The sequence below is a fragment of the Streptomyces pyxinae genome (assembly GCF_024756275.1).
GTDB lineage: Bacteria > Actinomycetota > Actinomycetes > Streptomycetales > Streptomycetaceae > Streptomyces > Streptomyces pyxinae.
Genome location: NZ_JANUGQ010000008.1, coordinates 171349 through 190823, shown reverse-complemented (window position 1 = coordinate 190823; position 19475 = coordinate 171349). Strand labels below are relative to the sequence as shown.

At 72.8% G+C, this 19475-nt stretch carries 15 protein-coding genes; 1 reads left to right on the top strand and 14 read right to left on the bottom strand.

Going from position 1 to position 19475, the window contains the following annotated elements:
* Positions 1-10: 10 nt before the first annotated feature.
* Complete coding sequence (locus tag NX801_RS12220) at positions 11-757, bottom strand: TraR/DksA family transcriptional regulator (RefSeq protein ID WP_258787520.1); 747 nt, start codon at positions 755-757, stop codon at positions 11-13.
* 557 nt (positions 758-1314) lie between these two features.
* Between NX801_RS12220 and ileS the strand changes: the two genes are divergently transcribed.
* Positions 1315-4446 (top strand): isoleucine--tRNA ligase, encoded by a 3132-nt coding sequence (gene ileS, locus NX801_RS12215; RefSeq protein WP_258787519.1) that lies wholly within the window; start codon positions 1315-1317, stop codon positions 4444-4446.
* A gap of 474 nt (positions 4447-4920) precedes the next feature.
* Here ileS and NX801_RS12210 read toward each other — a convergent pair whose 3' ends face one another.
* The 13 genes from NX801_RS12210 to NX801_RS12150 form a co-directional block, all read right to left on the bottom strand.
* The gene (locus NX801_RS12210; RefSeq protein WP_258787518.1) at positions 4921-6093 is read right to left on the bottom strand and encodes a DivIVA domain-containing protein; all 1173 of its coding nucleotides are present in this window, start codon (positions 6091-6093) and stop codon (positions 4921-4923) included.
* 76 nt (positions 6094-6169) lie between these two features.
* Positions 6170-6466, bottom strand: coding sequence for a YggT family protein (locus NX801_RS12205; RefSeq protein WP_258787517.1), 297 nt, complete (start codon positions 6464-6466; stop codon positions 6170-6172).
* Positions 6467-6534: 68 nt separating this feature from the next.
* Positions 6535-7224, bottom strand: coding sequence for a cell division protein SepF (locus NX801_RS12200; RefSeq protein ID WP_258787516.1), 690 nt, complete (start codon positions 7222-7224; stop codon positions 6535-6537).
* Positions 7225-7357: 133 nt separating this feature from the next.
* Positions 7358-8077 (bottom strand): YggS family pyridoxal phosphate-dependent enzyme, encoded by a 720-nt coding sequence (locus NX801_RS12195; RefSeq protein WP_258787631.1) that lies wholly within the window; start codon positions 8075-8077, stop codon positions 7358-7360.
* Positions 8078-8151: 74 nt separating this feature from the next.
* Complete coding sequence (pgeF, locus tag NX801_RS12190; RefSeq protein WP_258787515.1) at positions 8152-8895, bottom strand: peptidoglycan editing factor PgeF; 744 nt, start codon at positions 8893-8895, stop codon at positions 8152-8154.
* A gap of 4 nt (positions 8896-8899) precedes the next feature.
* Positions 8900-10117 carry a cell division protein FtsZ gene (ftsZ, locus tag NX801_RS12185; RefSeq protein ID WP_258787514.1) on the bottom strand — a complete coding sequence of 406 codons (1218 nt, stop codon included), beginning with the start codon at positions 10115-10117 and terminating at the stop codon, positions 8900-8902.
* Between the two features lie 278 nt (positions 10118-10395).
* Positions 10396-11214 carry a cell division protein FtsQ/DivIB gene (locus NX801_RS12180; RefSeq protein WP_258787513.1) on the bottom strand — a complete coding sequence of 273 codons (819 nt, stop codon included), beginning with the start codon at positions 11212-11214 and terminating at the stop codon, positions 10396-10398.
* 111 nt (positions 11215-11325) lie between these two features.
* Positions 11326-12417 carry an undecaprenyldiphospho-muramoylpentapeptide beta-N-acetylglucosaminyltransferase gene (gene murG, locus NX801_RS12175; protein ID WP_258787510.1) on the bottom strand — a complete coding sequence of 364 codons (1092 nt, stop codon included), beginning with the start codon at positions 12415-12417 and terminating at the stop codon, positions 11326-11328.
* A gap of 6 nt (positions 12418-12423) precedes the next feature.
* A complete protein-coding gene (gene ftsW, locus NX801_RS12170) occupies positions 12424-13836 on the bottom strand; it encodes a putative lipid II flippase FtsW (protein ID WP_258787508.1) in 1413 nt (470 codons plus the stop codon).
* 51 nt (positions 13837-13887) lie between these two features.
* A complete protein-coding gene (murD, locus tag NX801_RS12165; protein WP_258787507.1) occupies positions 13888-15318 on the bottom strand; it encodes a UDP-N-acetylmuramoyl-L-alanine--D-glutamate ligase in 1431 nt (476 codons plus the stop codon).
* Positions 15300-16370, bottom strand: a complete 1071-nt coding sequence (mraY, locus tag NX801_RS12160) for a phospho-N-acetylmuramoyl-pentapeptide-transferase (protein WP_258787506.1) — start codon at positions 16368-16370, stop codon at positions 15300-15302. Before mraY ends, murD begins: the two co-directional genes overlap by 19 nt.
* Positions 16367-17797: a UDP-N-acetylmuramoyl-tripeptide--D-alanyl-D-alanine ligase gene (locus NX801_RS12155; RefSeq protein ID WP_258787505.1), complete on the bottom strand. Its 1431-nt coding sequence runs from the start codon at positions 17795-17797 to the stop codon at positions 16367-16369. Before NX801_RS12155 ends, mraY begins: the two co-directional genes overlap by 4 nt.
* Positions 17798-17801: 4 nt before the next feature.
* Positions 17802-19463, bottom strand: coding sequence for a UDP-N-acetylmuramoyl-L-alanyl-D-glutamate--2,6-diaminopimelate ligase (locus NX801_RS12150; RefSeq protein WP_258787504.1), 1662 nt, complete (start codon positions 19461-19463; stop codon positions 17802-17804).
* Between the last annotated feature and the right edge of the window lie 12 nt (positions 19464-19475).

Sequence of the window (19475 nt, the reverse complement as noted above, 5' to 3'; positions counted from 1 at the left end):
GGAACCGGCCTCAGCCCCGCCGCTCCTGCTTCTGCTTGTCCTCCACACAGAGCGTGGCGCGCGGGAACGCCTGCATCCGCGCCTTGCCGATCGGCTTGCCGCAGACCTCGCAGAGCCCGTACGTCCCGGCGTCCAGCCGCTGGAGAGCATGCCCGGCCTGCTCCAGGGTGGCCCGGGCGTTGGCGGCGATGGCCAGCTCGTGCTCGCGGGTGACGTTCTTGGTGCCGGTGTCCGCCTCGTCCTGTCCGGCGCCGTCGCCGGAGTCCCGCATCAGCCCGGAGAGGGCCTGCTCGGAGGCGGTGATCTCGGCCTCCAGCCGGGTCACCTCGGCCAGCAGGACCGCCCGCGCCTCGGCCACCTCCTCCGGGCTCCAGGGGTCCTCCCCCGGTCGGACCGCGAGTTCCCCGGGGGCGGTCCCGGCCGTGCCGGCCTCCGGCGCGCCGGAGGCGTCCGCCGAGGTCACATCCGCCGTCTTCTTGGCTGTCACGGTGTCGGCTCCTGTCTGCCGCGCGGCCTCGGCCGCCCTCGGGGCCGCGGGAGCGGCCTTCTCCGCGGCCTTCCCGGCCGCCTTCTTCCCCGCTGTCGTCCCGGCCGTCTTCCCCGGCGCCTTCCCCACCGATTTCCCCGGCGTCTTCCGCGCGGCCGGCGCGTCCACCACCCGCTCCGCGGGCTCCTCGGGGGCTCTCCTCACCGGGCCCGGCTTGTCGTCCGGGGCCGCGGGGGAGGTCTTCCGTACGGCGGTCTTCTTCGCCACCATGCCGCGGCCCCTTCACATTTTGTGATCTTGCTCGCGCACCGTGCTGGGACGATAAATCGACTCCAGCCTCGCGGCAACGGGGCACGCCGCCGGTCCGGAGCGCCCCCGGTGCCACGGGACGAGCCTGCATCCGTTGTGCCCCGCTCCCCGCCGGGTAATCCGCGCCGGGGGCGCCCGCCCGGGACCGACGCGCCCCCGGGTGCCCATTCGGGTCACTTCCCGGTGCGCGCCCGGCCCCGTGAACCATTCCGCCGCCCGCCCGCCGGGCCCGTACACTTGGCCCCAGCGAAAGGCGCGGATGGGGCCGAGTAGCGCCGCGAGCGGCCAAGAGCGATCCGGGGACGGTGTGAGCCCGGAGGCGAGCCCGGCGTGAAGCATCACCCCGGAGCCGCCGGAAGAACGCCGCCGGGATCCCCGCGCGGTCAGTAGAACCGGCATCGCGACCCCAATGAGGGGGCCCGGGGCGCCAGCCCGGGGCCAAGGAGGGTGGTACCGCGGGAGCAGACCGGCTCTCGTCCCTCCGGACGGAACGACGAACAGTCCGCCGGAGGACCCGAATGCCGCAGTACCGCCAGGTGCCCGCCCAGGTCGACCTGCCCGCGCTCGAACACGCCGTGCTCGACTTCTGGCGCGAGAGCAGGATCTTCGCCAAGAGCCTGGAGCAGTCCGAGGGCCGCCCCGAGTGGGTCTTCTACGAGGGCCCGCCCACCGCCAACGGCATGCCCGGCGCCCACCACATCGAGGCCCGGGTCTTCAAGGACGTCTTCCCCCGCTTCCGCACCATGCGCGGCTACCACGTCGCCCGCAAGGCCGGCTGGGACTGCCACGGCCTGCCGGTCGAGCTGGCCGTCGAGAAGGAGCTGGGCTTCTCCGGCAAGAAGGACATCGAGGCGTACGGCATCGCCGAGTTCAACGCCAAGTGCCGGGAGTCGGTGACCCGCCACACCAACGCCTTCGCGGAGCTCACCACCCGCATGGGTTACTGGACCGACCTCGACGGCGCCTACCGGACCATGGACCCGGAGTACATCCAGTCCGTCTGGTGGTCGCTCAAGCAGATCTTCGACAAGGGACTGCTGGTCCAGGACCACCGGGTCGCCCCCTGGTGCCCCCGCTGCGGCACCGGGCTCTCCGATCACGAGCTGGCCCAGGGGTACGAGACGGTGGTCGACCCCTCCGTCTTCGTCCGCTTCCCGGTCACCTCCGGCCCGCTCGCCGGCGAGGCCGCCCTGCTGGTCTGGACGACGACCCCCTGGACCCTGGTCTCCAACACCGCCGTCGCCGCCCACCCCGACGTCCGGTACGTCGTCGCCACCGACGGCACGGAGCAGCTGGTCGTCGCGGAACCCCTCCTGGAGAAGGCGCTCGGCGAGGGCTGGGAGCCCACCGGCCAGAGCTTCACCGGCGCCGAGATGGAGCGCTGGACCTACCGGCGCCCCTTCGAGCTGGTCCCCTTCGGTGAGCCGGCCCACTTCGTCGTCAACGCCGAGTACGTCACCACCGAGGACGGTACGGGTCTGGTCCACCAGTCCCCCGCCTTCGGTGAGGACGACCTCAAGGTCTGCCGCGCCTACGGCCTGCCGGTGGTCAACCCGGTCCGCCCGGACGGCACCTTCGAGGAGGACGTCCCGCTGGTCGGCGGCGTCTTCTTCAAGAAGGCCGACGAGGCCCTCACCGCCGACCTGGACGCCCGGGGCCTGCTCTTCCGGCACGTCCCGTACGAGCACAGCTACCCGCACTGCTGGCGCTGCCACACCGCGCTGCTCTACTACGCCCAGCCGTCCTGGTACATCCGCACCACCGCCGTCAAGGACCGCCTGCTCGCGGAGAACGAGAACACCAACTGGTTCCCGGAGTCGGTCAAGCACGGCCGCTTCGGGGACTGGCTCACCAACAACGTCGACTGGGCGCTCTCCCGCAACCGCTACTGGGGTACCCCGCTCCCCCTCTGGCGCTGCGCCGACGACCACCTCACCTGCGTGGGCTCGCTCGCCGAGCTGTCCGAGCTGACCGGCACCGACCAGTCGGGCCTCGACCCGCACCGGCCGTTCATCGACGACGTCACCTTCCCCTGCCCGACCTGCCGGGAGACCGCCACCCGCGTCCCCGAGGTCATCGACGCCTGGTACGACTCCGGCTCCATGCCGTTCGCCCAGTACGGCTACCCCTACCGCAACAAGGAACTGTTCGAGCAGCGCTACCCCGCACAGTTCATCTCCGAGGCCATCGACCAGACCCGCGGCTGGTTCTACACCCTGATGGCCGTCGGCACCCTGGTCTTCGACAAGTCCGCCTACGAGAACGTCGTCTGCCTCGGCCACATCCTGGCCGAGGACGGCCGCAAGATGTCCAAGCATCTGGGCAACATCCTCCAGCCCATCCCGCTCATGGACCAGCACGGCGCCGACGCCGTCCGCTGGTTCATGGCGGCCGGCGGCTCCCCCTGGGCGGCCCGCCGGGTCGGCCACGGCACCATCCAGGAGGTCGTCCGCAAGACGCTCCTCACCTACTGGAACACCGTCGCCTTCCAGGCCCTCTACGCCCGCACCGCCGGCTGGGCCCCCTCCGCCGCCGACCCGGCCCCGGCCGACCGCCCGGTGCTGGACCGCTGGCTCCTCTCCGAGCTGCACTCGCTCACCGACGGGATGACCTCGGCCCTGGAGGCGTACGACACCCAGCGAGCCGGCAAGCTGCTCTCCGCCTTCGTCGACGACCTCTCCAACTGGTACGTACGCCGCTCCCGCCGCCGCTTCTGGCAGGGCGACAAGGCCGCGCTGCGCACCCTGCACGACGTGGTCGAGACCATCACCCGCCTGATGGCCCCGCTCACTCCCTTCATCACCGAGCGGGTCTGGCAGGACCTGGTCGTCCCGGTCACCCCGGACGCCCCCGAGTCGGTCCACCTCACCAGCTGGCCCGAGGCCGACCGGGCCGCGATCTCCCCGGAGCTCTCCGCCCAGATGGACCTGGTCCGACGGCTGGTCGAGCTCGGCCGGGCGACCCGCGCCGAGTCCGGCGTCAAGACCCGCCAGCCGCTCTCCCGCGCCCTGGTGGCGGCCACCGGCTTCACGGCCCTCTCGCCCGACCTCCGGACCCAGATCACCGAGGAGCTCAACGTCTCCTCGCTCGCCTCCCTCTCCGAGGTCGGCGACTCCCTGGTCGACACGACGGCCAAGGCGAACTTCCGCGCCCTCGGCAAGCGCTTCGGCAAGGGCGTCCAGGACGTGGCCAAGGCCGTCGCCGCCACCGACGCCGCCGCCCTCTCCGCCGCCCTCCGCACCGGCGGGGCCACCCTCGACGTCAACGGCGAGACCATCACCCTCACCCCCGAGGAGGTCTTCATCACCGAGACCCCCCGCGAGGGCTGGTCGGTCGCCTCCGACTCCGGCGCCACGGTCGCCCTGGACCTGGAGATCACCCCCGAGCTCCGCCGCGCCGGCCTGGCCCGCGACGCCATCCGCCTGATCCAGGAGGCCCGCAAGAACAGCGGCCTCGACGTCGCGGACCGCATCGCCCTGCGCTGGGAGTCCGCCGACCCCGAGGTCGCCTCAGCCCTGGCCGACCACGCGACCCTGATCGCGGACGAGGTGCTCGCCACCGACTTCGCCACCGGCCCGGCCGACGACTCCTACGGCCCCCCCTTCACCGACGAACCCCTCTCCCTCACCTTCCGCCTCCACAAGGCGTGACCCACCCCCGGAAGGCCCCCCGCGACTCACCCGCGGGGGGCCTTCCCCGTACAGACAGACATCCGGAGGAGGGCTCGGCCACCCACGCACGGACACGTGAGTGACGGCCCGGGGTGGGGGCGCCCAGGGTCGCCCCCGCAGGAGACGGCGGTAATACCCGGCCCACTCATCCCGGTAACGGTTGTTCCGCCGGCTCCGAGGAGGTGAGCCCGGAGGGGCCACGCCCCCACCCCACCGGCAGCACCCCACCCGCACCGCGCACACAAGCGCAACGCACCCCGGACACGCACCGCCCAAGCAACCGCGACGCCCCACCCACAAGGCGCACCGCGCGCAGAACCGCAACGCCCCACCCACCAGGGCGCGCACCCCACACCACCGCGCCCCGCACGGCAGCGCACCGCACCGCACACACAAAAGGGCCGGGCCCGGAACAAGCGTTCCGGGCCCGGCCCTACCACCTGCACGGACCGACTAGTTGTCGTCCTCGTCGATCAGGAACCCACGCATCGGCGAAGGCGCCTGCTGCATCGGCTGCGGCGCCTGCGGCCGCACCGGTGCCATCGGCTGGGTCATCGCGGGCGACATCTGCTGCTGCCCGCCGTACGACGGAGCACCGCCCATCCCGTTCGGGTTGCCGCCCATGGGCGACGGGTTGGACCCGTAGGACGGGGCACCCGCACCCGCCGGGGCCATCGACGGCGACGGCGGCAGCGAGGCGGCGGCCGGCGTCCGCGACGGGGCCAGCGAGTCGTCCGACTGGGTCTCCAGCTGGCGCAGCTGGCTCTCCAGGTACGACTTCAGCCGCGTGCGGTACTCCCGCTCGAAGCCCCGCAGGTCCTCGACCTTGCGCTCCAGGGTGGCACGGGCCGACTCCAGCGAGCCCATGGCGACGCGGTGCTTCTCCTGGGCGTCCCGCTCCAGCGCGTCGGCCTTGGCGCGGGCGTCCCGCTCCAGGCCCTCGGCGCGCGACCGGGCCTCACCGACGATCTTGTTGGCCTCGGAACGGGCCTCCGCGATCGCCTGGTCGGCGGTCTGCTGGGCGAGCGAGAGCACCCGGGCGGCGCTGTCGCCACCGGGAGCCTGACCGGGCTGCGGCATCTGCGGACCGTGGCCGCCCATCGGACCACCCATGGGGCCGCCCATGCCCTGGCCCATCGGGCCCCCTTGACCCATCGGACCGCCCATCGGGCCGCCCTGCATGGGTCCGTGCGGCCCCTGCGGACCGCCGTGGCCCTGCGGGCCGCCATGGCCCTGCGGGCCGCCATGGCCCTGCGGACCACCGTGACTGGGACCGGCCGGCAGCTGAGGCGCGCCTCCCGGCAGCTGGGGCGGACCCATCTGCGGCGGCTGCTGCTGGACCGGGGGTCCGGATATGGCGGCGGGCACCGGAGCGCCGGGACCGTTCGGCCGCTCCTGCTGCTCCGGAGGCTTGCGCATGCCCTGCTGCTGGTTCTGCTGATTCTGCGCGGCCGCGCGCGTGGCGGCTGCCAGCTTGGCGCGCAGGTCCTCGTTCTCCCGCAGCAGACGCGTCAACTCGGCCTCGACCTCGTCGAGGAAGGCGTCGACCTCGTCCTCGTCATAGCCCTCTCGGAGGCGGACGGTCGTGAACTGCTTGTTCCGCACATCCTCGGGAGTCAACGGCATCTCTTCTTCACCTCTAGTAGTCGTCGGCAGTCGGCAGGACCGGTATCGCTCTACACCTGGGCTACACCTGGGACCCTCACACCCTCATCGCGAAGGTGTTCACGACGGTGATCAGGATGTAGACGATGATCATCAGAACGAAGAAGGACAGGTCGAGTGCCACACCCCCGAGACGCAGCGGCGGAATGAACCGCTGCAGAAGTTTCAGTGGTGGATCGGTGACAGTGTAGGTGGCCTCCAGAACGACCACCATCGCCTTCCCGGGTTCCCATGAACGGGCGAACTGGAAGACGTACTGCATGACCAGTCGGAAGATCAGCAGGATGAGGAAGCACATCAGCGCGATGTAGATCACCTGCAGCGCCACGCCCATCCCGCGCTTCCCTCTCCCCTGGCTCTCATGCGCCGGCCGTGCGGCCGGCCGATTCCGGTGTCGTGCTCTCAGCTCTGGTTGAAGAATCCGCCCTCTGCGATGCGGGCCTTGTCCTCCGCCGTGACATCGACGTTAGCAGGCGACAACAAGAACACCTTCTGCGTCACGCGCTCAATGCTGCCATGCAGACCGAAGACCAGACCGGCTGCAAAGTCGACAAGTCGCTTCGCGTCGGTGTCGTCCATCTCGGTCAGATTCATGATCACTGGAGTGCCCTCGCGGAAGTGTTCCCCGATGGTACGGGCCTCGTTGTAGGTCCGGGGGTGCAGCGTGGTGATGCGGTACGGCTCCCGCTCGGACACGGCCTTGGGCATGATCACCGGTGCGTTCTTCTCCAGGCTCGGGCGTTCAGGTGTGATGGATGCCACGGGGGCGATTCGCGCCGGACGTCCGCTTTCGAGGGGAAGCGGAACGGGCTCGCGCTGGGCGGGCGGCTGGGCCACCACCCGCGGGGGCTCTTCGCGTTCGGTCGCCACCGAGGAGGGGTGCGCGACCGGGTGGGCGGCCGGTCCGCCCGCGTGGGCGGCGGCCGGCGCGGGCTGGTGGACGGCCTGGTGCGGAGGCTGGTGGCGGTGCCGGTCGGGCTCGGGTTCCAGCTCGGGTTCGAAGTCGTCGTCGGGGTCGAAGCCCCTGCCGTCGTACCCATCGTCCTCCACGAGGCCGAGGTAGACCGCCATCTTGCGCATCGCGCCGGCCATGCTCTGAGTCCTCCGCTCTGTGGTGGATCGGCAACGTCGGCAACGTCACCGAGTGCCCGCGATCCACGGGGTCCCTCCGCCGTTTGACGGAAATGACCATATTTTCTGCTGTGGTCCGACTTGCTTCGCGACGTTACCCGAGCCGGGGACGGACTCCGAGTACCGCCGTACCGATGCGTACATGTGTCGCCCCGGCCGCCACGGCGTCCTCCAGATCCGCGCTCATCCCCGCCGAGACCATGGTGGCAGCCGGGTGGTCGAGGCGCAGGCGGGCCGAGATTTCCACCAGTCGGTCGAACGCGGCCCGTTGACGTCCCGCGTACGGTCCGGCCAGCGGCGCGACCGTCATCAGCCCGCCGAGCCGGAGCCCCGGGGCGGCGGCCACCGCGTCGGCCAACTCGGCCACTCCGTCCGGTCCGACGCCGCCGCGCTCCCCGCGCCCGGCGGCCTCGGCGTCCAGCGCCACCTGGAGCAGAAGCCCCAGTTCGCGCCCGGCGCGCACCGCCGCGGTGGAGAGTGCGCCCACGAGCTTCAACCGGTCGACCGACTGCACGAACTGAGCGTAACCCGCCACCGAACGGACCTTGTTGGTCTGCAACTGGCCCACGAAGTGCCAGGTGAGGTCCAGGTCCGCGCAGGCGGCGGCCTTCGGCGCGGCGTCCTGGTCCCGGTTCTCCGCCACCTGACGGACGCCCAGCTCATGGAGGAGCCGTACATCGCTCGCCGGGTAGGTCTTGGTGACCACGATGAGGGTGACGTCCTCGCGGCGGCGGCCGGCGGCCGCGCAGGCGGCGGCGATCCGCTCCTCCACCCGCGCGAGGTTGCCGGCGAGCTCGGCCCGGCGCTCCGTCAGGTCACCGGTTTCACCGGGCTCCCCGGTCTCATTGCTCTCGCCCGGCGCCCCGGCGCCCTGGATCGGCTCCCCGCTCACGCCCCCGCCTCCGCGTTCCAGACGTACGAGGCGAGCCGGCCGGTGGTGCGGTCGCGCCGGTACGAGTAGTGGTCGGCCGACTCCCGGGTGCAGATCCCGGAGGAGCGCGGGTCGCGCACGCCGAGCGCGCGGAGCTGGGCGTGCACGCCGGCGGCGACGTCCACCGCCGGGGTGCCCCAGCCGGTCTCGGCCCGGGCGGCCGGTTCGGCGGCGGCGACCTCGTCGCGCATCGCGGCGGGCACCTCGTAGCAGCGGCCGCAGACGGCGGGTCCGGTGCGGGCGATCAGCCGGGCGGGCTCGGCGCCCAGCCGGACCATCGCCGCGACCGTCGCCGCGACCACCCCGGCGACCATCCCGGGCCGTCCGGCGTGCGCCGCCCCGGCCACGCCCGCGACCGGGTCGGCCAGCAGGACCGGCACGCAGTCGGCGGTGAGCACCGCGAGGGCGAGGCCGCGCCGGGCGGTGACCACCGCGTCCACGGCGGGCACCGGGGTGTCCGCCGGCCAGGGTCCGTCCACCACGGCGACGTCCCGGCCGTGCACCTGGTTCATCCAGACGACCCGGCCGGGGTCGAGGCCGAGCGCCTTGGCGGCCAGCTCACGGTTGGTGGTGACGGCGGCGGGGTCGTCCCCCACCGCGCCGCCGAGATTGAGCTCGTCGTACGGAGCGGCGCTCACCCCGCCCCACCGGTCGGTGAAGGCGAAGTGGGCGCCGCTCTCGGAGTCGTGCTGTCCTATCACGGGGTCACTTCAGGAAGTCCGGGACGTCCAGCTCTTCGGCCTGGGTGTCCGGGTACGGGCGGGCCGTGGGCACGGCCGGCGGGGTGCTGGACGGCAGGCTCTCGTTCGCCGCCGGGGCGGGCTCGGGGGTTGCCGGAGCCGGGGTCTCCTCGCGGGCCGGCACGGTGCCGAGGCCGCCGAGCGGGCGGGCCGGCTCGGTGGCGCGGGCCGGCGGCGCCGGCTCCTCGCGCTTGGCCGGGGTGGAGCCGAGGACGTTGTCCCGGCGGGCCGGCGGCTGGCCGCCGTCGAAGCCGGCCGCGATGACGGTGACCCGGACCTCGTCACCCAGGGCGTCGTCGATGACGGCACCGAAGATGATGTTGGCCTCGGGGTGGGCGGCCTCGCTGACCAGCTGGGCGGCCTCGTTGATCTCGAAGAGACCGAGGTCCGAGCCGCCGGAGATGGAGAGCAGCACGCCCCGGGCGCCGTCGATGGACGCTTCGAGCAGCGGCGAGGAGATGGCCATCTCGGCGGCGGCCACCGCGCGGTCGTCGCCGCGGGCCGAGCCGATGCCCATCAGGGCCGAACCGGCCTCGGACATGACCGACTTGACGTCGGCGAAGTCCAGGTTGATCAGGCCGGGGGTGGTGATGAGGTCGGTGATGCCCTGGACGCCGGAGAGCAGCACCTGGTCGGCGGACTTGAACGCGTCGAGCACGCTGACCTGGCGGTCCGAGATGGACAGCAGCCGGTCGTTGGGGATGACGATGAGGGTGTCGACCTCTTCGCGGAGTTCCGCGATGCCGTCCTCCGCCTGGTTGGCGCGGCGCCGGCCCTCGAAGGTGAAGGGGCGGGTGACCACGCCGATGGTGAGGGCGCCCAGCGAGCGGGCGATGTTGGCGACCACGGGGGCGCCGCCGGTGCCGGTGCCGCCGCCCTCGCCGGCGGTGACGAAGACCATGTCGGCCCCCTTGAGGACCTCCTCGATCTCCTCGCGGTGGTCCTCTGCCGCCTTCCGGCCGACCGCCGGGTTGGCGCCGGCGCCGAGGCCGCGGGTGAGTTCCCGGCCGACGTCCAGCTTGACGTCGGCGTCGCTCATCAACAGGGCCTGTGCGTCCGTGTTGATGGCGATGAACTCGACGCCCTTGAGACCGACCTCGATCATTCGGTTGATGGCATTGACACCACCGCCGCCGACACCGATGACCTTGATGACTGCGAGGTAGTTCTGCGGTGCTGCCACGTCGAAGGCCTCTCGCCTCGATTTACGTGTCGCCGCTCCGCTGTGGTTGACGCGTCGCGACGACGGATGCCGATGGGACGGTCCGGAACGCCGACCCAAACCCTAAAGGTGAAGTTTAGGGTTACCAGTGTGACTGTTCGTTGGACTCTCCGAACAGGACACTAAGTCGACAAGCGGCGCGCGTTCAACGAACACGCCGAACCTCCCGTTTTTCTTTTCACCCTATGTGATCAACCTGAGCGCTGCCCAACCAGGGTGCTGGCCAGCGCTTATGCGCGTCAACTCCGCGCCACGGCGGGGGCGGTGGGCGCACTCACATCGAAGTGCGCCGCTCCGGGCGCCGCCTTCATCAGCGCGGTGAGCGCCCGGGCCTTCGCGCCGCCGTTCTCGCCGCTGCCCCAGACCACGGTCCGGCCGCCGGCCAGTTCCAGGGTGATGGAGTCGTACGAGGCGAGCCTGACCGTCCGGGTGGCCCTGGCCACCGGGGCCGGCAGGTCGCCCGCCACCCGGACCGCCTCCCGGGTGAGCCGGTCGGCGGAGAAGCGCCGGGCGGCGATGCCCCGCGCGCGGGCGGTCAGTTCGAGCACCGGGACCCCGGCCGGCGCCTGACGGGACGTGGCGAACCGCACACCCCCGGCGTCCACTTCGGTGTACCGGTCGTCCTTGCGGAGCAGCAGCACCGGCTTGCGCTCGGTCACCCTGAGCGCGACCGTGCCCGGCCACTCCCGGTCCACCTCCACCGTGGCGACGCGCGGGAGTTCACGGCTCAGCCGGCCGGCGACGGCGTCGGTGTCCAGGGCGGCGAGCGGGCGGCCGAGCCGCACGGCGGCGACCTCGGTGACCTCCTGGGGCCTCAGCACCCGGGTGCCGGAGACGGTCACCCGGTCCACCCGCAGCCAGGCGGAGCCGTACAGCAGCCAGAGCACCCCGGTGACCACGAGCAGGACGCCGGCGAGCAGCAGCAGCGGGCGGCGGCCGAACCGGTGCCGCCGGGGCGCCCGGGGGGCGCGGGGCGCCGGAGGGCGGCGCACGGGCCGGGCCGACGCGCCGGCGGGCTTCCGGCCCGCTCCGCGCCGGGTGGTGGTCGGTCCGGCCATGCTCCCTGCCTTCCGTTCATGGCCGGCCGGTCCCGGCCGGCCCCCGGGTCCGGGTCCGGGGCCTGTGGTCCGGATGCCGCCCCGGCCCGGCCCCGGTCCGGACGCGGGGCCCTAGCGGCGAGCCTGCTGGATCGCCTCGTGCACCATGCCGACGAGCAGGTCGTCGGCGTCCCGGCGGCCGAACTCGGCGGCGGCGCGGGACATCTCGTACAGCCGGTGCGGGTCGGCCAGCACCGGGAGGACCTGGGACTGCACCCAGTCGGCCGTCAGCTCGGCGTCGTCCACCAGGAGTCCGCCGCCCTTCTTGACCACCGGCTGGGCGTTGAGCCGCTGTTCACCGTTGCCGATCGGCAGCGGGACGTAGGCGGCGGGCAGTCCGACGGCGGAGAGCTCCGCCACGGTCATCGCGCCGGCCCGGCAGAGCATCATGTCGGCCGCCGCGTAGGCCAGGTCCATCCGGTCCACGTAGGGCACCGGGACGTACGGCGGCATGCCGGGCATGTTGTCGACGTGCGGGAGCTCGTTCTTGGGGCCGACCGCGTGCAGGATCTGGATGCCGGAGCGCTGGAGCACCGGGGCGACCTGCTGGATCACCTCGTTGAGCCGCCGGGCGCCCTGGGAGCCGCCGGAGACCAGCAGGGTGGGCAGGTTGGGGTCGAGCCCGAAGGCGGCGCGCGCCTCGGGGCGGACCCGGGCGCGGTCCAGGGTGGCGATGGTGTGCCGCAGCGGGATGCCGATGTAGCGGGCGCCCCGGAGCTTGCTGTCGGGGGTGGCGACGGCGACCCCGGCCGCGTACCGGGAACCGATCTTGTTGGCCAGCCCGGGGCGGGCGTTGGCCTCGTGCACCACGATCGGCACCCCGAGCCGTTTGGCCGCCAGATAGCCGGGCAGGGCCACATAGCCGCCGAAGCCGACCACGCAGTCGGCCTTGGTGCGCTCCAGGATCTGCTCGGCCGCCTTGATGGTGCCGCGCAGCCGGCCGGGGACGGTGATCAGCTCCGGGGTCGGCTTGCGCGGCAGCGGCACGGCCGGGATGAGCGCCAGCTCGTAACCCCGTTCGGGCACCAGCCGGGTCTCCAGACCCCGCTCCGTGCCGAGGGCCGTGATCCCCACGGTCGGGTCCTGCCTCCGCAGGGCGTCCGCCAGGGCGAGCGCCGGCTCGATGTGGCCGGCGGTCCCCCCACCGGCGAGTACGACATGCACCGAAATTCACCGCTCTCCGGACGTGCGCTTCGTCACGCGCCGTCGCATCGACTTCCAACTCAGCCCGGCCCGTCTGCCCCACCGGGGCTGCCGCATGGCCAGGGCCGCTCTCGCGGCGGGCTCCTCACGCGCGAAGGCGATGAGCAGTCCGACGGCGAACATGGTCGGCAGCAGGGCCGACCCCCCGTACGAGAACAGCGGCAGGGGCACCCCGGCGATCGGCAGCAGTCCGAGCACCGCGCCGATGTTGACCACGGCCTGGGCCGTGATCCAGGTGGTGACGCCTCCCGCGGCGTATCTCACGAAGGGGTCCTCCGTGCGTCCGGCCACGCGAATACCCGCATAGCCTAGAGCCGCGAAGAGGGCGAGTACCGACAGCGTCCCCGCCAGGCCCAGTTCCTCCCCGGTGATGGCGAAGATGAAGTCCGTGTGTGGCTCGGGCAGTTGGCCCCATTTCTCCACACTGGCGCCGAGTCCGGAGCCGAAGAGTCCGCCCGAGGCCAGGGCGTAGATCCCGTGCACCGCCTGCCAGCAGGAGTCGCCGGGGCCCGGTTCGGTGGCGCCGATGCAGGCGAGCCGGCCCATCCGGTTGGGGCTGGTCTTGATCAGTACGGCGCCGATGGTGGCGGCCACCGTGAGCACCCCGGCGAAGAGGCTGGTGGGGGCGCCGGCCAGCCAGAGCAGGCCGAAGAGGATGGCGGTCAGGATGATCGCGGTGCCCATGTCACCGCCGAGCATGATCAGTCCCAGCAGCAGGAAGGCGACCGGGACCAGCGGGACCAGCAGGTGCTTCCACTGGGTGAGCAGCCGCTTGTCCTGCTTGCGGGCGAGCAGGTCGGCGCCCCAGAGGATCAGCGCCAGCTTGCCGAACTCGCTGGGCTGGAGCTGGAAGGGGCCGCCCAGATAGATCCAGTTCTGGTTGCCGTTGACCGCGTGCCCTATCCCGGGGATCTGCACCAGGATCATCAGGAAGATCGTGCCGACCAGCAGCGGGTAGGCGAGCGCCCGGTGCAGCTTGGCGGGCACCCGGGAGGCGAAGAGCAGCAGTCCGGTGCCGATGGCGGCGGCGAGGAACTGCTTGCGGAAGAAGTAGGAGGCGGGCAGCGACAGCTCCAGCGCCTTGATCATGGACGCCGAGTAGACCATCACCAGGCCCAGCACGGTGATCAGCAGCCCGGCGCCGAGGATCACGTAGTACGCGGTGAGCGGGCGGTCCCAGGCCCGGCGGGCGCGCTCGTAGGCGGCGCGCAGCCGGTTGCCGCGCGGCGGGCCCGACCGGGGGGCGGAGGGACGGCGGGTCCGGCCGGCGCCCGCACCGCCCCGGGCGGCCGGCGGCCGGGCCGGTCCCGCGGTCCGGCCGCGCGACGCGAGGCCCAGGGCGCGGTGCGGCGCGTGCGCGGCGGTGTCACTGACCCGCATGTCGCTGTCCCCTCCGGTCGTGCCCGGCGCGGCCCGGACCCGGTGTCCGGATCAGGCGCGCTCGGCGGCGAGGGCGCGGACGGCCTCCGCGAACGCCTCGCCCCGCTTGTTGTAGTTGACGAACATGTCCATCGAGGCGCACGCCGGGGCCAGCAGCACGGTGTCCCCGGGCCGGGCGAGCCGGGCCGCCTCCTGGACCGCCGCCGGCATCGCCCCAGTGTCGGTCCGGTCGAGGTCCACGACCGGTACCTCCGGCGCGTGTCGCGCCAGGGCTTCCCGGATGAGCGCCCGGTCGGCGCCCATCAGGACCACCCCGCGCAGCCGGGGTGCCGAGGCGGTGACCAGTTCGTCGAAGGTGGCGCCCTTGGCGAGGCCGCCGGCGATCCAGACGATCGGGTCGTAGGCGGCGAGCGACGCCTCGGCGGCGTGGGTGTTGGTGGCCTTGGAGTCGTCCACGTACCGCACCCCGGCCACGTCGGCCACGTGCTCGATCCGGTGGGCGTCCGGCTTGAAGGCGCGCAGCCCGTCCCGTACCGCCGTGGCCGGCACGCCGAAGGCGCGGGCGAGCGCGGCGGCGGCGAGCGCGTTGGCGACGTTGTGCGGGGCGGGCGGGTCCACGTCGGTGACCTCGGCCAGCTCCTGGGCCTGCTGCTGCCGGTTGGGCACGAAGGCCCGGTCCACCAGGATGCCCTCGACGACGCCCAGCTGGGAGGGGCCGGGGGTGCCGAGGGTGAAGCCGATGGCCCGGCAGCCCTCCTCGACGTCGGCCGCGCGGACCAGGTCCTCGGTGGCCGGGTCGGCGGCGTTGTAGACGCAGGCGACCGTGTTGCCCTCGTAGACCCGGCCCTTGTCGGCGGCGTAGGCGGCCATCGAGCCGTGCCAGTCCAGGTGGTCCGGGGCGAGGTTGAGCACCGCGGCGGAGTGGGCGCGCAGCGAGGGCGCCCAGTGCAGCTGGTAGCTGGAGAGCTCGACGGCGAGGACGTCGTACCGCTCGTCGCCGGTGACCGCGTCCAGCAGGGAGACGCCGATGTTGCCGACGGCGGCGGTGCGCAGCCCGGCCGCCTCCAGGATCGAGGCGAGCATCCGCACGGTGGTGGTCTTGCCGTTGGTGCCGGTGACCGCCAGCCAGGGGGCGGCGTCCGGGCCGCGCAGCCGCCAGGCCAGCTCGACGTCGCCCCAGACCGGGACGCCGGCCCGCTCGGCGGCGGCGAACAGCGGCTTGTCCGGGGACCAGCCGGGCGCGGTGACGACCAGCTCGGTGCCCTCCGGCAGGGTGGCCCCGTCGCCCAGGCGGACGGTGATCCCGGCCGCCTCCAGCTCCGCGGCCTGGGCCCGGGCACGCTCGTCGTCGCCGTCGTTGACGACCGTGACGACCGCGCCGAGGCCGTGCAGGACCCGGGCGGCGGGGATGCCGCTCACCCCGAGCCCGGCGACGGTGACCCGCTTGCCCTGCCAGCCGGCGCTCACTTGTCGGCCGCCCATCCCGCGTAGAAGAGCCCCAGGCCCACGATGACGCACATGCCCTGGATGATCCAGAACCGGACCACCACCAGGACCTCGGACCAGCCCTTGAGCTCGAAGTGGTGCTGGAGCGGTGCCATCCGGAAGACCCGCTTGCCGGTCATCTTGAAGGAACCGACCTGGATGACCACGGACATGGTGATCAGCACGAAGAGGCCGCCCAGCAGCGCGAGCAGCAGCTCGGTGCGGGAGCAGATGGCGAGACCGGCGAGGGCGCCGCCGAGGGCGAGCGAACCGGTGTCGCCCATGAAGATCTTGGCCGGCGAGGTGTTCCACCAGAGGAAGCCGAAGCAGGCGCCCATCAGCGCGGAGGCGACCACGGCGAGGTCGAGCGGGTCGCGGACCTCGAAGCAGGCGTTCGGGTTGGTGAGGGTCTCGGCGTTGGCGCACGCCTCCTGGAACTGCCAGAGCCCGATGAAGGTGTACGCGCCGAAGACCATCACCGAGGCGCCGGTGGCCAGGCCGTCCAGACCGTCCGTCAGGTTCACGCCGTTGGACATGGCCAGGATCATGAAGAGCGCCCAGACCACGAAGAGCACCGGGCCGATGGACCAGCCGAAGTCGGTGATGAAGGAGAGCCGGGTGGAGGCCGGCGTCTGGCCGCGCAGATCCGCGAACTGGAGCGCCAGCACGGCGAAGGCGATGCCGACGATCAGCTGTCCGGCCATCTTGGCCTTGGCCCGCAGGCCCAGCGAACGCTGCTTGACGATCTTGATGTAGTCGTCCAGGAAGCCGACCAGGCCCATGCCGGCCATCAGGAAGAGCACCAGCACGCCCGAGTAGGACGGGTTCTCGCCGGTGATGACCTTGGCCAGGGCGTAGGCGATCAGCGTGGCCAGGATGAAGGAGATGCCGCCCATGGTGGGCGTGCCCTTCTTGCTGCCGTGGGTGCGCGGGCCGTCGTCCCGGATGAACTGCCCGTAGCCCTTGCGGGCGAGGAGCTTGATCAGCAGCGGCGTACCGATCAGGGTGAGGAAGAGCCCGATGGCCCCCGCGAAGAGGATCTGCCTCATCGGCCGGCGACCTCACCCTCGGTCGCGTCGTCGAGCAGCGCCTGCGCCACCCGCTCCAGACCGACCGACCTGGATGCCTTCACCAGCACGACGTCACCCGGCCGCAGCTCACTGCGCAACAGGTCGACAGCCGCCTGCGCGTCGGACACGTGCACCGACTCCTCACCCCACGAACCCTCGTTGTAAGCGCCCAGTCGCAACCAGGACGCTTCCCTGCCCCCGACTGCGACGAGCTTGCTGACGTTGAGCCGGACGGCGAGCCGTCCGACCGCGTCGTGCTCGGCGAGCGCGTCGTCACCGAGCTCGGCCATCGTGCCGAGCACCGCCCAGGTCCGCCCGCCCCGTTCCCGTGCGGGACCGCCCATGGCGACCAGCGCGCGCAGCGCGGCCCGCATGGACTCGGGGTTGGCGTTGTAGGCGTCGTTGACGATCGTCACGCCGTCCGGTCGCTCGGTGACCTCCATGCGCCAGCGGGAGAGGGTGCCCGCTCCGGAGAGCGCGGTGGCGATCTCGTCCACGGACATGCCCAGCTCATGGGCGACGGCGGCCGCGGCGAGCGCGTTCGACACGTGGTGCTCACCGTACAGGCGCAAGGTCACGTCGCCGCACCCGGTGGGGGTGTAGAGCCGGAAAGCGGGCCGCCCGTCCGGGGTGAGCCGGACATTCCCGGCGCGGACGGGGGCCTCGGGGTCCTCGCCGAAGAGGACCACCCGGGCCCGGGTGCGGGAGGCCATCTCCCGTACGAGGGGGTCGTCGGCGTTCAGGATCGCGACACCGCCGCGGTCGGCCGGGGGCAGCGACTCGACCAGCTCGCCCTTGGCCCGCGCGATCTGCTCGCGCCCGCCGAACTCGCCGATGTGGGCGGTGCCGACGTTGAGGACGAGGCCGATCCGCGGCGGGGTGAGGCCGGTGAGGTAGCGGATGTGGCCGATTCCGCGCGCTCCCATCTCCAGCACGAGGTGGCGGGTCTCCTCGGTGGCGGTGAGCGCCGTGAGGGGCAGGCCGATCTCGTTGTTGAGGGAGCCGGGCGTCCAGACCGTGGGCGCCTTGTGCTGGAGCAGCTGGGCGATGAGGTCCTTGGTGCTGGTCTTGCCGGCCGAGCCGGTCAGCGCCACGACATGGGTGCCGAGGCGTTCCACGACGGCGCGGGCGAGCGCGCCCAGGGCCGTCTGGACGTCGTCCACCACGATGGCGGGCACGCCGAGGGGGCGGGTGGCCAGTACGGCCACCGCGCCCGCCTCGACGGCGCCGCGCGCGTAGTCGTGGCCGTCGACGCGCTCACCGGCGAAGGCGGCGAAGAGGCCACCGGGCTCGACCCGGCGGGAGTCGATGACGACGGACCCGGTGACGCGTACGGCCGGATCCGGTATGTCGTACGACTGCCCGCCGACGATTCCGGCGATCTCGGCGAGGGAGAGGGCGATCACTCTGTCATCCCTGACTGTTCTGGATTGCTTCGCGGAGGACCTGACGGTCGTCGAAGGGGCGGACCACGCCCGCGATGTCCTGGCCCTGCTCGTGGCCCTTGCCCGCGATCAGCACGGTGTCGCCGGGTTCGGCGCGGGCCACGGCGGCGGCGATGGCGGCGGCCCGGTCGGCCTCCACCAGGACGTCGCCGCGCTCGTGCACCGGCACTTCGGCGGCGCCCGCGAGCATGGCGGCGAGGATCGCGAGCGGGTCCTCGGAACGGGGGTTGTCGGAGGTGAGGACGGCGGTGTCGGCGAGCCGGGCGGCGGCGGCGCCCATCGGGCCGCGCTTGGTGACGTCCCGGTCGCCGCCGCAGCCGAGCACCAGGTGGATCCGGCCGCCGGTGACCTTGCGCAGCGAGCGCAGGACCGATTCGACGGCGTCGGTCTTGTGGGCGTAGTCGACCACCGCGAGATACGGCTGTCCGGCGTCCACCCGCTCCAGGCGGCCCGGGACGCCGGGAACGGCGGCCACACCGTCGGCGGCGGTCTGGGGGTCGATTCCGGCCACCGCGAGGGTGACGATCGCGGCCAGCGTGTTGGCCACGTTGAACGGCCCGGGCAGCGGGGCGCGGGCGGTGATCCGGTTGCCCTGCGGGCCGACCACGGTGAAGTCGGAGCCGCGGGAGCCGATCTCCACGTCCTCGGCGCGCCAGTCGGCGTCCGGGTGGCCCTCGGCGGAGAAGGTGACGATCGGCACGGACGCCTCGTCGACCAGCCGCCGGCCGTACTCGTCGTCGAGGTTGACCACCCCGCGCCGGGAGCGGCGGGGCGTGAAGAGCTGCGCCTTGGCCTGGAAGTAGTCCTCCATCCCGGAGTGGAACTCCATGTGCTCCGGGCTGAGGTTGTTGAAGACCGCCACGTCGAAGACGGAGCCGTCCACCCGGCCGAGCACCAGGGCGTGGCTGGAGACCTCCATGGCGACCGCCTCGACCCCGCGCTCCCGCATCAGCGCGAACAGCGCCTGGAGGTCGGTGGCCTCGGGGGTGGTGCGCTCGGACTTGACGCGCTCGTCGCCGATGCGCATCTCGACGGTGCCGATCAGCCCGGTGCGGCGGTCGGCCTCGCGCAGCCCGCCCTCGACCAGATAGGCCGTGGTGGTCTTGCCGGAGGTGCCGGTGATGCCGATCCGGAGCAGTGCGTCGCCGGGGGTGCCGTAGATGAGGGCGGCCAGTTCGCCCATCCGGCCGCGCGGGTCGCCGGTGACCAGGACCGGCAGTCCGGTGGCGGCGGCGCGTTCGGCGCCGGACGGATCGGTGAGCACCGCGGCGGCGCCGAGGCCGGCCGCCTGGTCCGCGAAGTCGGCGCCGTGGAACCGGGCGCCGGGCAGCGCGGCGTACACGTCGCCGGGGCGGACGGCCCGTGAGTCATGGGTGATCCCGGTGACCTCCCCGGCGCCCGGTGGCGCGATCTCCAGCCGTGCGGCCAGCTCGGCCAGCGGAGTCGGGCGGACCCGCTCGGGGCGGGGCGTTCCCGGCTGGGGGGCGTTCTGCGGGGCGGTCGGGGACTGATCAGCGTGTGGCACGGCGGTGAGCGTACCGGGCGTACCCGCGATCGGGCCAAAAGAGGCCGCCGGTGCGGCCGGGGTGCCGTTCCGGTTCCCGGGGTCGGGGGTGATGGTGGTCACTGGATGCTCCCG